Source organism: Roseovarius ramblicola, assembly GCF_042430665.1.
Classification (GTDB): Bacteria; Pseudomonadota; Alphaproteobacteria; order Rhodobacterales; family Rhodobacteraceae; genus Roseovarius; species Roseovarius ramblicola.
Map to the genome: position 1 here is coordinate 119,865 of NZ_JBHMEC010000015.1, position 13,566 is coordinate 133,430.

12 protein-coding genes are annotated in these 13,566 nt (G+C 64.8%); 2 read left to right on the forward strand and 10 right to left on the reverse strand.

The genetic code is table 11. The features are described 5' to 3' along the window. Nucleotides 1-127: 127 nt before the first annotated feature. The 4 genes from ccoP to ccoN are packed head-to-tail and all read right to left on the reverse strand — an operon-like array spanning nucleotide 128 to nucleotide 3,552. Nucleotides 128-997: a cytochrome-c oxidase, cbb3-type subunit III gene (gene ccoP / locus ACFFU4_RS09175; protein ID WP_377069317.1), complete on the reverse strand. Its 870-nt coding sequence runs from the start codon at nucleotides 995-997 to the stop codon at nucleotides 128-130. A 3-nt stretch (nucleotides 998-1,000) separates the two neighbouring features. Beyond that, a complete protein-coding gene (locus ACFFU4_RS09180; protein ID WP_377069319.1) occupies nucleotides 1,001-1,195 on the reverse strand; it encodes a cbb3-type cytochrome c oxidase subunit 3 in 195 nt (64 codons plus the stop codon). Between the two features lie 12 nt (nucleotides 1,196-1,207). Further along, nucleotides 1,208-1,933 carry a cytochrome-c oxidase, cbb3-type subunit II gene (ccoO, locus tag ACFFU4_RS09185; RefSeq protein ID WP_377069321.1) on the reverse strand — a complete coding sequence of 242 codons (726 nt, stop codon included), beginning with the start codon at nucleotides 1,931-1,933 and terminating at the stop codon, nucleotides 1,208-1,210. A gap of 14 nt (nucleotides 1,934-1,947) precedes the next feature. Further along, on the reverse strand, nucleotides 1,948-3,552 hold the full coding sequence (gene ccoN, locus ACFFU4_RS09190; RefSeq protein WP_377069323.1) for a cytochrome-c oxidase, cbb3-type subunit I: 1,605 nt from the start codon (nucleotides 3,550-3,552) through the stop codon (nucleotides 1,948-1,950). A gap of 198 nt (nucleotides 3,553-3,750) precedes the next feature. On the opposite strand from ccoN, the gene ACFFU4_RS09195 reads away from it, so the two are divergent. Further along, nucleotides 3,751-4,590 (forward strand): universal stress protein, encoded by an 840-nt coding sequence (locus ACFFU4_RS09195; RefSeq protein ID WP_377069325.1) that lies wholly within the window; start codon nucleotides 3,751-3,753, stop codon nucleotides 4,588-4,590. A gap of 13 nt (nucleotides 4,591-4,603) precedes the next feature. Here the strand turns inward: ACFFU4_RS09195 and ACFFU4_RS09200 are convergent, their stop codons facing one another. After that, the gene (locus tag ACFFU4_RS09200) at nucleotides 4,604-5,524 is read right to left on the reverse strand and encodes a PhzF family protein (RefSeq protein WP_377069327.1); all 921 of its coding nucleotides are present in this window, start codon (nucleotides 5,522-5,524) and stop codon (nucleotides 4,604-4,606) included. After that, a complete protein-coding gene (fnrL, locus tag ACFFU4_RS09205) occupies nucleotides 5,517-6,278 on the reverse strand; it encodes a transcriptional regulator FnrL (RefSeq protein WP_377069718.1) in 762 nt (253 codons plus the stop codon). Before fnrL ends, ACFFU4_RS09200 begins: the two co-directional genes overlap by 8 nt. A gap of 55 nt (nucleotides 6,279-6,333) precedes the next feature. Here fnrL and hemN point away from each other — a divergent pair, with 55 nt between their 5' ends. Then, nucleotides 6,334-7,689, forward strand: a complete 1,356-nt coding sequence (gene hemN / locus ACFFU4_RS09210; RefSeq protein WP_377069329.1) for an oxygen-independent coproporphyrinogen III oxidase — start codon at nucleotides 6,334-6,336, stop codon at nucleotides 7,687-7,689. Nucleotides 7,690-7,708: 19 nt separating this feature from the next. Here the strand turns inward: hemN and ACFFU4_RS09215 are convergent, their stop codons facing one another. The 4 genes from ACFFU4_RS09215 to ACFFU4_RS09230 form a co-directional block, all read right to left on the reverse strand. Then, the gene (locus tag ACFFU4_RS09215) at nucleotides 7,709-9,313 is read right to left on the reverse strand and encodes an ABC transporter ATP-binding protein (RefSeq protein ID WP_377069331.1); all 1,605 of its coding nucleotides are present in this window, start codon (nucleotides 9,311-9,313) and stop codon (nucleotides 7,709-7,711) included. After that, nucleotides 9,310-10,416, reverse strand: coding sequence for an ABC transporter permease (locus ACFFU4_RS09220; RefSeq protein WP_377069719.1), 1,107 nt, complete (start codon nucleotides 10,414-10,416; stop codon nucleotides 9,310-9,312). Before ACFFU4_RS09220 ends, ACFFU4_RS09215 begins: the two co-directional genes overlap by 4 nt. Nucleotides 10,417-10,510: 94 nt before the next feature. After that, nucleotides 10,511-11,599, reverse strand: a complete 1,089-nt coding sequence (locus ACFFU4_RS09225) for a microcin C ABC transporter permease YejB (RefSeq protein WP_377069333.1) — start codon at nucleotides 11,597-11,599, stop codon at nucleotides 10,511-10,513. Nucleotides 11,600-11,617: 18 nt separating this feature from the next. Next, nucleotides 11,618-13,483 carry an extracellular solute-binding protein gene (locus tag ACFFU4_RS09230; RefSeq protein WP_377069720.1) on the reverse strand — a complete coding sequence of 622 codons (1,866 nt, stop codon included), beginning with the start codon at nucleotides 13,481-13,483 and terminating at the stop codon, nucleotides 11,618-11,620. Nucleotides 13,484-13,566: the final 83 nt, after the last annotated feature.

Consider the following 13,566-nt stretch of genomic DNA (forward strand, 5'->3'; position numbering starts at 1 on the left):
CCCTCGGACGCGGGCTACGGCCCGCGGGTGTTATCGGCACCGGCCCTCCCTGGAAACGCGCGAACAGGACGGAAGGACCGGCACCTCACCCCGGGCCCGGCGACGGGCCCGGGGTGCCTCCTGGCGCCTACTCGCCGCCGCCCAACTGGTGGACATAGACGGCGACGGCGCGCGTCTCGGCCTCGCTCAGATCGGCCCCGCCCATCGGCGGCATGATGCCGAAGCGCGAATAGGTCACGGTCTCGCGGATCGTGTCGTAATCGCCGCCATAGAGCCAGATCGCGTCGGCAAGGTTCGGGGCACCCTGGTAGATGTCGCCCCCGCCCGCCTCGCCGTGGCAGGCGGCGCAATTGTCGAGGAAAATCGCCTCGCCCTTCGCCGCCGCGGCGGCATCCCGCGGCTCGCCCGAGAGCGACATCACGTAATTCACCACCTGGTCGATGCCCTCGCTGTCGAGGATGTCGCCAAAGGCGGGCATCTGCGACCAGCGGGCGTCCGGGTCCTCTTCGTTGCGGATGCCGTGGGCGACGGTGTAGTGGATATCCTCCAGCGTGCCGCCCCAGAGCCAGTCATTGTCCAGCAGGTTGGGATAGCCGCCCGCCTTGACGCCCGCCGCGCCCGAGCCGTGGCACTGCGCGCACCAGGTGCGATAGACTGCGGCCCCGGCAGAGACGGCATAGGTGTTGAGTTCCTCGTCCGTCGGGATTTCCTCAAGGTCCACCGAGGCCAGCCGGGCGTTGATCTCGGAATTGGCCTCGCGCGCCGCCTCGATCTCGGCGGCGACGTTGGCGCGGGTGGACCAGCCCTTGTAACCCGCCGTCGCCTGATTGATCAGCGGCCAGGCAGGATAGGCGATCACGTACCAGATGCCCCAGACGATGGTGGCGTAGAACACCCACAGCCACCAGCGCGGCAACGGGTTGTTGTATTCCCGGATGCCGTCCCACTCGTGGCCGGTGGTCTCCGGTTCCTGCTTGTTGGTCGGTTTCTTGGCCATGTCTTACGCCTCCTTGGCGTCGGCATCGTCGTCGCGTGCCGGTTTGTCTTCGTGCCGGAACGGGATGGTCGCCGGGTTCTCGTAGGTCTTGCTGGCACCGGGGCGGAACACCCAGATCACCACCCCGATGAAGAACGCGAACAGCACCAGCAACACCCAGCTATCGGCGAACTGGCGCAGCAGGGAATAGGTTTCCATCTCCTGTCCTCCTCAGCGGCTTGCGACCGGGGTGAAGGTCGAGAAATCGACCAGCGTGCCCAGCATTTGCAGGTAGGCGATCAGCGCGTCGGTCTCGGAAATCCCCGGACGGCTGTCGAAATTGCGCACCTGCGCCTTGGGATAGCGCGACAGAAGCCCCTCGGTATCGCCGTCCGGGTCGATCTGCGCGTTGAAATCGGCGCGCGCGTTCTCGATCATCTCGTCGGTATAGGGCACGCCCACGAGGCTGTGCGTGCGCAGCAGGTCCCCGATATGCTCGCCGTCGATCATCCGCTCTTCGAGGAAGCCGTATTTCGGCATCACCGATTCGGGCACCACCGCCTGCGGGTTGCGCAGGTGATCGACATGCCACGCATCCGAGTAGCGGCCGCCGACGCGGGCCAGATCCGGCCCCGTGCGCTTCGATCCCCACTGGAACGGGTGATCGTATTTCGACTCCGCCGCGAGGCTGTAATGGCCGTACCGCTCCACCTCGTCGCGCATCGGACGCACCATCTGGCTGTGGCAGACATAGCACCCCTCGCGGACGTAGATATCGCGCCCGGCAAGTTCGAGCGGCGAATAGGGGCGCATGCCCTCCACGTCCTCGATGGTGTTCTCGAGCCAGAACAGCGGCGCGATCTGCACGATCCCGCCGATGGTGACCACGAGGAAGGCAAAGATCGCCAGAAGCGTGACGTTCTTTTCCAGGATTGCGTGTTTGTCCAGAATTGCCATCTCTCCGGCCCTCCTTATTCAGCCGGAACTGTGCTGTTCGTGGCCGCGACGGCCGGCGAACGCTTCACAGTCATCCAGAGGTTGTAGCACATGATCAGTGCGCCGGTGACATACATGACCCCGCCCAGACCGCGCACGATATACATCGGCAGTTTCGCGGCCACGGTGTCGGCAAAGGAGTTCACGAGGAAGCCGTTGGCATCCACTTCGCGCCACATCAGGCCCTCCATGATCCCCGTCACCCACATGGCGGCGGCGTAGAGAATGATGCCGATGGTCGCGAGCCAGAAATGCCAGGACACCAGGCTCAGGCTATAGAGCCGCTCGCGGTTCCACAGCTTCGGCACCAGGAAGTAGAGCGCCCCGAAGGTGATCATGCCGTTCCAACCAAGCGCGCCGGAATGCACGTGCCCGATGGTCCAGTCGGTGTAGTGCGACAGCGAGTTGACCGCGCGGATCGACATCATCGGCCCCTCGAAGGTGGACATGCCGTAAAAGCCGATGGAGATCACCATCATGCGGATGATCGGATCGGTGCGCAGCTTGTCCCACGCGCCCGAGAGCGTCATCAGACCGTTGATCATCCCGCCCCAGGACGGCATCCACAGCACGATCGAGAACACCATGCCCAGCGTCGAGGCCCAGTCGGGCAGCGCGGTGTAGTGCAGGTGGTGCGGACCGGCCCAGATATAGATGAAGATCAGCGCCCAGAAGTGGATGATCGAGAGCTTGTAGCTGAACACCGGGCGTTCGGCCTGTTTCGGGACAAAGTAATACATCATGCCCAGAAACCCGGCGGTGAGGAAGAAGCCCACGGCGTTATGCCCGTACCACCACTGCACCATCGCGTCCTGCACCCCCGAGAACACCTGCACCGACTTGGAGCCCCAGATCGAGACCGGAATGCTCAGGTTGTTGACCACATGCAGCATCGCCACGGTGATGATGAACGACAGGTAGAACCAGTTGGCGACGTAGATATGCGGCTCGCGGCGCTTGACGATGGTGCCCAGGAACACGGCCAGATAGGCCAGCCAGACCACCGTCAGCCACAGGTCGACATACCACTCGGGCTCGGCATATTCCTTGGACTGCGTCGCGCCCAGCAAGTAGCCGGTGGCCGCCAGCACGATCACGAGCTGATAGCCCCAGAACACGAACCACGCGAGGTTGCCGCCCCAAAGCCGGGCGGCACTCGTGCGCTGGACCACGTAGAACGAGGTGGCAATGAGCGCGTTGCCGCCAAAGGCGAAGATCACCGCGCTCGTGTGCAGCGGACGTAACCGCCCGAAATTGGCAAATCCCTGCGCCCAGTCGAAATTGAGCTGCGGAAAGGCAAGCTGAAAGGCAATGAACGTGCCCGCGAGAAATCCGACGACCCCCCAGAGGCAGGTGGCGATCACCCCGGCGCGCACCACGCCATCCATGTATTCGCCGGACAGGTCGACTCGCACCTCCGGCTCGTCGGTGTGCCGCAGCACCCACAGGAAAAGCCCGCCCGAGACCAGCGCCACGGTCAGCGCGTTCACCAGGTAGGCCAGATCGCGCGCGTAATTGGCGGCGACCAGCGCGAAAAGCGTGATCACGCCAAGCACGATCAGCTTGATGTAATTCGTCATGTTGCGTCCCTTCGTCCTCGACAGCGCGAGTCGTTATGACCGACACGCGCTTTGACTGTGCACTTAATGCGAGGGCTCGAGTCAACAAACCTTGATCTGTGTCAAAACGGCGCGCGTCGGCGCTTGATCCGCGTCAATGCGCCCCGCCCCGAAATGCCCCTAATGTGGCACATCGAAGCGGATACAGGGAAATGCACGATGACCTATAACAGCCTATTCACGGTCTTGACCGACGCGGCGCTTGTGGACGAGACCCTCGCCCATGCCATCGCCGTGGCCGAGGCCAACGATGCGCATCTCGATGCGCTCTGCCTCGGCGTGGACCGAAGCCAGACCGGTTATTACTACGCCGGCGCAAGCGCGGCAGTGCTTCAGGAGACGATCAGCCGTGCGCAGGACGAGGCCACGGAGATCGACAGCCTGGTGCGCGCGCGGCTAAACAATTCGACGATCCGCTGGGCCGCCGAGAAGGGCGTGGCGCAGCTTGCCGATATCGGTCGCCATGTCGCGACGCGGGCGCGGTTCTCCGATCTGGTCACTTTGCCGCAGCCCTATGGCGAGGGGCGCGGTGCCGAACTCGAGGCGGTGACCGAATCGGCGCTCTTCGAGGGGCGCACGCCGGTTCTCGTCGCGCCCGGTGGCGGCGCCCCGTCGCCAAAGCCGAAGCGCATCCTGCTGGGCTGGAACGAAAGCAGCGAATCGCTCGCCGCCGCGCGCGCGGCGATGCCGCTGCTGAGCATGGCCGATGTGGTGCATGTCGTGGTGATCGATCCGCCGACGCACGGGCCCAACCGCTCCGATCCCGGCGGGCTCATCGCGCAGTATCTCTCGCGCCACGGCGTCAAGACCGAGATCGACGTGCTGTCGCGCTCGATGCCGCGGGTCTCGGACGTGCTGTTGCGCCATGTGACGGACATGGATGCCGACATGGTGGTGATGGGGGCCTACGGTCATTCGCGCTTCCGCGAGGCGATCTTTGGCGGGGCGACGCGCTACATGCTGGAACAGGCGACGGTGCCGGTGTTCATGGCGCACTAGAGGCGTGCGAGGGTCAGCCGGGGCGGTGAATCCGCCCACGGCTGACCGGCACGGCACTTCCAGAGACATGGACTTCGGCCAATGCTCCATCCCGCGTCACGATTCGAAGGCCAATTGCCGAGGCGCGCCCCATCTCCACCCCTTGGTGCAATGCAAGACGCGTTTCGCCCTCGCTCAGGACACCTGCAGCATGCAGTTGGGCGGCCATTATTGCGGCTGCGGAACCGGTGGCCGGATCCTCGGGGATTCCAGCCGTCGGGGAAAACATGCGGGCGCGAAAATTGGCGCCATCGCCTCCCACCAGCGGCGTATAGAGATAGGCACTGTCGACTGCGGCAATGTTCATTACCTGGCTCCATGCGGGCTCGATCGGTCGCGCCGTGGCCAACGTCTCAAGGTCACGCACGGGCACATACAGGAAGCGTGGACCACCTTGCCACAGACCGGGAGTATGCGCTTGGGCGCCAATCACTTGCGGATCAAGCCCCACCGCCTCGGCCAACAACCCCGAATCCGGCATGCCCCCATGCTCGGACGGGTGCGGCAGGATCGGGGCACGAAACTCTGCGTGCACTCTGCCATCACGGCGCCAGATACGGACTGGCACGATGCCTGCTTCTTCCTCCAGTGTGATTCGCGTCTCGAAATCACCCTCCGGCGCTGACTTTAGTGCGAGATGTATCGCGCAGCCGATAGTCGGATGACCAGCAAATGGTATTTCCGCCGTGGGAAAGAAGATGCGCACTTTCGCGTCATGCGTCGGAACCGCCGGTCGCTGGACAAAAATCGTCTCCGACAGATTGAATTCGCGCGCGATGACCTGCATCTGCGCCGTGCTCAAACCGTCTGCCTCTGCGACGATGGCCAGCGGATTGCCGGAGAAACGCTGCTCTGTAAAAACGTCGCAGGTGACAAAGGACAGCGTGTCAGACAAGAAGCCCGCCGTCGCTGTCGTCGCCCGCCTCTTCCAGCAGGCGGCCCATGTCCGGGATGGTCACGCGGCGCTTGCCCTCGAGCGAGATCACCCCGTCCTTCTTCAGCGCCGAGACCTGGCGGCTCACCGTCTCCAGCGTCAGGCCAAGATAGTCGGCCATCGCCTCGCGCGTCAGCGGAAGGTCAAGCACCAGCGGACCGCGTCCCCCCTGCATCGACAGCGCGGCGTCGCGCCGTGCGATGATCGCGATCAGCGAGGCGATCTTTTCCCGCGCGGTCTTGCGGCCCAGCACCAGCATCCATTCGCGCGCGGCATCCAGTTCGTCGAGCGTCATTTCAAGCAGGCGCTGCGCGATATGCGGCGTGCGCACCATCATCTGTTCAAACGGTTTTCGGCGGAAACAGCACATCACCATGTCCGTGGTCGCCACCACGTCATAGCTGGCCCGCTCGCGCCCCGGGCGACCCACGAAATCGCTGGGCAGCAACAGGCCCACCATCTGCGTGCGCCCGTCCTCCATGGTCTGGGTGAGCGTCGCGATTCCCGCCACGACCGAGGCCACGAAATCCATCTGATCGCCGGACCAGATCACCGTCTGGCCCGCCTCGAAATTGCGATAATACTTGATCTGCTCGAGCAGTTCGAGCTCGTCGCTCTCGCAGCGCGCACAGACGGCACGGTGCCGGATCGGACAGTCGCCGCAATCCACCGGCGCGCAATGCGCAATTTTCTCGCTTATCGCCACTTTCGCCATCCACGGATTGATCTGGGTCAAGGAGTTCGCCTGCGTCGACAGTAAACCTGAGCGTATGGATACGCAAACCGAACTCGCCCGCTTGGGTCTTTTTGACGCCAAGGTGCCCCGCTACACTAGCTACCCCACCGCACCGCATTTCGGTCGCTCCGTGGGACCCGGAGATTTCACCGACTGGGTCGCCGCCATCCCGGAGGGGTCCGAGGTGTCGCTTTACGTCCACGTGCCCTTCTGCCGCAGGCTGTGCTGGTTCTGCGCCTGCCGCACGCAGGGCACGCAGACCGACGCGCCGGTGGTCGCCTATCTCGAAACGCTGAAAGCCGAGATCGCGATGCTGGGCCGCCTTCTGCCCGCAGGCGTGCGGCTCTCGCGGCTGCACTGGGGCGGCGGCACGCCAACGCTGCTGCAACCCTCGATGATGACCGAGCTTGCCGGGGCGATTCGCGACATCGCCCCCTTCACCGAAGCGACCGAGTTCTCGGTCGAGATAGATCCCAACGAGATCGACGGCCCGCGCCTCGACGCGCTCGCCGCGGCGGGGATGAACCGCGCCTCCATCGGCGTGCAGGATTTCGACGACGAGATTCAGAAGACGATCGGCCGTATCCAGAGCTACGACATCACCCGCGACGCGGCGGAGGAGATCCGCGCCCGCGGTGTGGCCAGCCTCAATGCCGACATCCTCTACGGTCTGCCGCACCAGACCCGCGCGCGCATGACCGAGAGCGTGCAGAAGCTCCTGTCGCTCAACCCCGACCGCGTGGCGCTCTACGGTTATGCCCATGTGCCCTGGATGGCCAAGCGTCAGCAGATGATCCCGTCGGACGCCCTGCCCACCCCGCAGGAACGGCTGGCGCTGTTTGACACCGCCCGGCGGCTGTTTCTTTGGGACGGCTATGACGAGATCGGCATCGACCATTTCGCCACGAAGGATGACGGCCTGAGCATCGCGCAGAAGGCCGGTCGCCTGCGCCGCAATTTCCAGGGCTATACCGACGACACGTCGGACGTGCTGATCGGTCTCGGGGCCTCGTCGATCTCGCGGTTTCCCCAGGGATACGCGCAGAACGCGCCCGCCACCGGCGCGCATACCGGCGCAATCCGCGACGGGCGGTTCTCCACCACCCGCGGCCATGTCTTCACCGCCGAGGACCGGATGCGCGGCCGCATGATCGAGATGCTGATGTGCGACTTCCATATCGACGCAGGCGAGATCGCGCGCGATTTCGGGATCGAGGACCGGGCGCTCCAGAGCCTCCTCGCCGGGGTGGCGCGGGCCTTCGACGGGCACCTGAATCTCGACGACAACGGCCTGTCCATCCCGCCCGAGGCACGCCCGCTCACCCGCATGATCGCGCGCCAGATCGACGCCTACGAGATGGACGAACAGGGCCACAGTTCGGCGATCTGACGGGCGCGGCTGCGGCCCGTCAGCCTTGCGCGCCCGCGCCGCGCCCTTCCAGCGACGCCTTGAGCAGCGTCCGCGCATACGCGGTCTGCGGCGCGGAAAAGAGCGCCCCGGCCTCGCCCGCCTCGACCACGTCGCCCTCCTTCATCACCAGCACCCGGTGGCTCATCGCGCGCACCACCGCGAGATCGTGGCTGATGAACAGGTAGGCCAGCCCGTATTTCACCTGAAGATCGCGCAGCAGGTCCACGATCTGCACCTGCACCGTCATGTCGAGCGCCGAGGTCGGCTCGTCGAGCACCACGAGTTTCGGCCGCAGGATCATCGCCCGCGCGATTGCGATGCGCTGCCGCTGCCCGCCCGAGAATTCATGCGGGTAGCGATCCATCGCCGCAGGGTCGAGCCCCACCTCCGCCATCACCTCGGCCACGAGTTCGCGCTCGGGCCGTCCGCCAGGGTTGCCGTGCACCCCCAGCCCCTCGGCGATGATCTGCACACAGCTCATCCGCGGGGAAAGGCTGCCAAACGGGTCCTGAAACACGATCTGCATCTCCGCGCGCCTGCGGCGCAACTGTCTGGTCGACCAGCCATGCACGTCCTCGCCGGCAAAGCGGATGCCACCCTGCGATGCGATCAGCCGCATTATGGCAAGCGCCAGCGTGGTCTTGCCCGAGCCCGATTCGCCCACGATCCCCAGCGTCTCGCCCGCGCGCACGCGCAAGCTGGCCTCGTTGACGGCCTTCACATGGCCCACCGTCCGCTTGAGAAACCCCTTCTGGATCGGGAACCAGACGCGCAACGCATCGGTCTCGGCCACTACCTGCGCCCCCTCGGGCACCGGCGCGGGCACCCCCGCCGCCTGCGCCGCCAGCAGCTTGCGGGTATAGGGGTGCTGCGGCGTGTCAAAGACCTGCTCAAGCGTCCCCGCCTCGACGATCTCGCCATCCTTCATCACGCAGACCCGATCGGCGATGCGCCGCACGATGCCGAGGTCATGGGTGATGAACAGCAAGCCCATCCCCTCGTCGCGCTTGAGATTGGCCAGCAGTTCGAGGATCTGCGCCTGTATCGTCACGTCGAGCGCCGTTGTCGGCTCGTCGGCGATCAGGATGTCTGGCTTGTTGGCCAGCGCCATGGCGATCATCACCCGCTGCCGCTGCCCGCCCGACAACTGATGCGGATAGGCCCCGAGACGGCTCGCCGCCTCGCGGATGCCCACCCGCTCCAGCAATTCCACGATCCGCGCGCGCGCCGCGTCGCCGGTCAGCGCCTGATGCAGCTCAAGGCTCTCGCGCAACTGCTTTTCCAGCGTGTGCAGCGGGTTGAGGCTGGTCATCGGCTCCTGGAAGATGAAGCTTATATCGTTGCCCCGCACCTGCCGCAGACGCGTGTCATCGGCACCGATCATCTCGCGGCCGTTGTAGGTGACGCTGCCCGTCACCTGCGCCGAAGCCCCGAGCAGCGACACCGTCGACAGCGCCGTGACCGACTTGCCCGAGCCGCTCTCGCCGACGATCGCCACCGTCTCGCCCCGGTCCACCGAGAACGACACGCCGCGCACGGCGGGCACCACCTGCCCGTCCTGCCGGAACCCCACGCTCAGGTCGCGAACCTCCAGCAAACTCATTGAAAGGTCTTTCTGGGGTCAAAGGCATCCCGCACGCCCTCGAAGATGAACACCAAGAGCGACAGCATGATGGCGAAGGCGAAAAACGCGGTGAAGGCGAGCCACGGCGCCTGCAGGTTCTGCTTGGCCTGCAGCGTCAGTTCCCCAAGCGAGGGCGAGGAGGAGGGCAACCCGAAGCCGAGAAAATCCAGGCCGGCCAGCAGCGAGATGGTCCCGGTGATGACGAAGGGCAGCATGGTCAGCGTCGCGACCATCGCGTTGGGCAGCATGTGGCGGAACATGATGGTGACATTGCCCACCCCCAGCGCCTTGGCCGCGCGCACGTATTCGAGGTTGCGTGCGCGCAGGAACTCGGCACGCACCACGCCGACAAGGGCCATCCAGCCAAACAGCACGGTGATCACCACCAGCAGCCAGAAACTTCGCGGCAGGATCGCGAACAGGATGATGATCACGTAAAGCTGCGGGGTGGATGACCATATCTCGATGATCCGCTGAAAGATGAGGTCGGTGCGCCCGCCGAAATAGCCCTGCACGGCACCCGCGAATATCCCGATCACCGAGGACAGGAAGGTCACGATCAGCGTGAACATCACCGACAGCCGGAACCCGTAGATCACCCGCGCCAGCACGTCGCGCTTGGTATCGTCGGTACCCAGCCAGTTCTGCTCGTTGGGCGGCAGCGGCGCGGCCCCGTCGCGATCCACGATGGTGTCGTAGCTGTAGGGGATCGGCGGCCAGAGCGCCCAGCCCGCCTCGATCACCCCGCCATCCACCACGCCGTCGCCGGCATCTGCGATCACGGCCCCGGGATCGTCGAAACAGGCATCCAACCCGCCGCTCGCGATCAGGCACTGCACCTCCGGATCGCGATAGATCGCCTCGGTCTGGAAATCGCCACCAAAGGCCGTCTCGGGGTAGAACCGGAAAATCGGCGCGTAGATCTCGCCGCGATACTGCACGAGGATCGGCTTGTCATTGGCGACGAATTCGGCAAACAGCGTGATGGTGAAAATCACCGAAAAGATGATCAGCGACCAGAAGGCGCGCCCGTTGCGCCGGAAATTGCGCCAGCGACGCCGGTTCAGAGGAGACAGCCGGATCACCGTGCCGCTCCTTCACCTTGGCCGAAATACTCCGGGGGAGTCGCGCCGCGGGCGCGACGGGGGCAGCGCCCCCATGACGCGTACACCATCCTCAGCCCTCCCGCCTCTCGAAGTCGATCCGCGGATCGACCAGCACGTACATCAGGTCGCTCAGCAGCCCCACCAGCAGACCGATGAGACCAAACAGGAACAGTGTGCCGAACATCACCGGGTAGTCGCGCCCCACCGCCGCCTCGAACCCGAGCCGCCCCAGCCCGTCGAGCGAAAAGATCGTCTCGATCAGCACCGAACCGCCGAAGAACACGCCGATAAACACCGCCGGAAAGCCCGCGATCACGATCAGCATGGCGTTGCGGAAAACATGGCCATAGAGCACCCGCCGCTCTGTCAGCCCCTTGGCCCGCGCGGTCATCACGTAGTGCTTCTTGATCTCGTCGAGAAAGCTGTTCTTGGTCAGAAGCGTCAGCGTGGCAAAGGCCGAGATGGTCGAGGCGAGCACCGGCAGCGCGATGTGCCACAGGTAATCGACGATCTTGCCCCAGACGGTCAGTTGCTCGAAATTGTCCGAGGTGAGCCCGCGCAGCGGGAAAAGCTGCCAGTAGCTGCCCCCGGCCAACAGCACCAGCAGCATGATCGCAAAGAGGAACGCCGGGATCGCGTAGGCCACGATGATGAGCCCGCTCGTCCAGGTGTCGAACCGCGTGCCGTCGTGCACCGCCTTGGCCACACCCAGCGGGATCGACACCAGATAGGCGATCACGGTCGACCACAACCCGAGCGTGATCGAGACCGGCATCTTCTCCAGCACCAGATCCAGCACGTCGATCTTGCGAAAATAGCTCTCGCCGAAATCGAAGCGCATGTAGTTCCACATCATGTTGACGAACCGCTCCAGCGGCGGCTTGTCGAGTCCGAACTGCTCTTCCAGCTCGGCGATCAGTTCCGGCGGCAGGCCGCGCGCACCGACATATTGCTCGTTGCCGCCACCCGACAGGTCCTGCCCGGTATCCGAGCCCGACCCGGCAAAGCTTTCGAACACGTCGCCCTGCCCCTGCATCTGCGCGATCATCTGCTCGACCGGGCCACCGGGCACGAATTGCACCAGCGCGAAATTGATCACCATGATACCGAACAGCGTCGGCACGATCAGCAACAGCCGCCGCAGGATATAGGCGCCCATCTCAGACGGCCCCCCGGATCACAGCGCGCCCGCATCTTTCAGCGCCTGCGCTTTCTCCGCGTCGTACCACCAGAAATCGAGCACACCGGTGGCGTAGCGCGGCAGCGGGTCGGGATGGGCGTATTGGTTCCAGTAGGCGACCCAGGTCTTGTCGAGATACCAGGTCGGGATCATGAAGAATTCATGGCGCAGCGCCCGGTCGAGCGCCATCAGCGCCACGTCCTGTTCCTGCTTCGTGGTGGATTCCAGCGCCTTGTCGATCAGCGCATCCACCAGCGGGCTTGCCAGCCCGGCCGGGTTGAACAGGCTGAATTCCGCCTCGCGCGAGCCATAGCGCTGGTGCAGGCCGGTGCCCGCCTCGAGGAACGGGATATAACTGTCATAAACTAAGTCGTAATCGCGGTCGCGCTCGCGGGCGGTGTATTGCGCGGCGTCGATCTTGTCGAACCGCGCGTCGATACCCATCAGGTGCAGGTTCGACACGAAGCTCTCGACCACCGCCGACATGGTGGCAGAGCCCGAGGCCGAGATCGGGATCTCGATGGTCAGCAACTCGCCATCGGCGTTGCGCCGCTTGCCGTCGTCGCCCACCGGCCAGCCCGCCTCGTCCAACAGCTTCATCGCGCGGCGCAGGTTGCGCCGGTCGTTGAGCCGGTCGGGATCCGAGGAATGGGCCCGCACCGCCGGTTCCGTCAGCATCTCGTCGGGCACCAGATCGCCCATCGATTGCAGCAATTGCCGCTCGGCCCCCTCGGGCACGCCCTCGGCCTGCAGATGGGTGTCCTGCACGAAGGAATGGCGCTGCTTGAACAGGCCGTATTGCAGCGACTGGTTGGTCCATTCGAAATTGTAGCCCAGCGCGATCGCCCGCCGCACCCGCTTGTCCCTGAGCACCTTGCGCCCGAGGTTGAAGACAAAGCCCGACGGCGTCGGCGGCAGCCCGTCGGGCAATTCGGCCTTGACCACATGGCCCTTGTTGGCCGCCGGAAAGTCGTAGCCGGTCGCCCATGTCTTGGAATTGCCTTCGGGACGGAACGTGTAAATGCCCGCCTTGAACGCCTCGAAGGCGGCGTTGTCATCGGCGAAATACTCGATCCGGATACGGTCGAAATTGTGCCGGCCCTTGTTGATCGGCAGGTGCCAGCCCCAGTAATCGGGGTTGCGCGCGTAAACGATGCTGCGGTTCACCTCAGAGCTTTCGACCTGGTAGGGGCCAGAGCCCGGTGCCGCCTCCAGCCGCGGCTCGTCGAGGCGCGCGCCGGTGTCCTCGTACCATGCGCGCGGGAACACAGGCGTGCCCCCCACCTGGTCGATCAGAGAGCGGCGCGAGATGCCTTCCGCGAACTCGAACCGCACGGTGTGGTCGTCGAGCGCCTCGGCCCCGATCACCCGTCGCCGCACCGCCTCGGCATAGGAGCGCAGGCCCTGATCCAGAAACAGGTTGTGCGAGAACACGACATCATGCGCCGTAACCGGCGTGCCATCGGCAAACCGCGCCTCGGGACGCATGTGAAAGATCACCCAGGTCTTGCCACGGTCATACTCAAGGCTTTCGGCCAAGAGGCCATAGCCCTCGTTGTAACGGTCGCCCGGCAACGGCTCGCCGGTGGCCTCGGACCCGCCCAGCAAGCTTTCATAGACCATCCAAGACAGCCGCCCGGCGCGGCCCTTGCGCGAATAGGGATTCATCGAATCGAAGGTGCCGGGGGCGTAGAGCGATATTTCGCCGCCCTTGGGCGCATCGGGATTGACGTAGTCGAAATGCGGGTAATCCGCCGGATATTTCAGATTGCCAAAGAAGGAATAGCCATGCGACCGGATGATCTCCTCCCCGGTGGCGCGCGCCTTGCCCGGTCCGGTCAGGTGCAGCGCACTCGCCGACATCAGCGCCCCGATTCCCTTGAGAGCGAAGCGGCGGCTGATCGGCGCGCCTGCGCGCGGCGGAATGAAGCTCATCGTATCCTCCT

Bases quoted from the DNA above. Each gene is read 5' to 3' on its own strand.
- ccoP (WP_377069317.1), bottom strand. From the start codon at position 997: ATGGCCAAGAAACCGACCAACAAGCAGGAACCGGAGACCACCGGCCAC.
- ACFFU4_RS09180 (WP_377069319.1), bottom strand. From the start codon at position 1,195: ATGGAAACCTATTCCCTGCTGCGCCAGTTCGCCGATAGCTGGGTGTTG.
- ccoO (WP_377069321.1), bottom strand. From the start codon at position 1,933: ATGGCAATTCTGGACAAACACGCAATCCTGGAAAAGAACGTCACGCTT.
- ccoN (WP_377069323.1), bottom strand. From the start codon at position 3,552: ATGACGAATTACATCAAGCTGATCGTGCTTGGCGTGATCACGCTTTTC.
- ACFFU4_RS09195 (WP_377069325.1), top strand. From the start codon at position 3,751: ATGACCTATAACAGCCTATTCACGGTCTTGACCGACGCGGCGCTTGTG.
- fnrL (WP_377069718.1), bottom strand. From the start codon at position 6,278: ATGGCGAAAGTGGCGATAAGCGAGAAAATTGCGCATTGCGCGCCGGTG.
- hemN (WP_377069329.1), top strand. From the start codon at position 6,334: ATGGATACGCAAACCGAACTCGCCCGCTTGGGTCTTTTTGACGCCAAG.
- ACFFU4_RS09215 (WP_377069331.1), bottom strand. From the start codon at position 9,313: ATGAGTTTGCTGGAGGTTCGCGACCTGAGCGTGGGGTTCCGGCAGGAC.
- ACFFU4_RS09225 (WP_377069333.1), bottom strand. From the start codon at position 11,599: ATGGGCGCCTATATCCTGCGGCGGCTGTTGCTGATCGTGCCGACGCTG.
- ACFFU4_RS09230 (WP_377069720.1), bottom strand. From the start codon at position 13,483: ATGTCGGCGAGTGCGCTGCACCTGACCGGACCGGGCAAGGCGCGCGCC.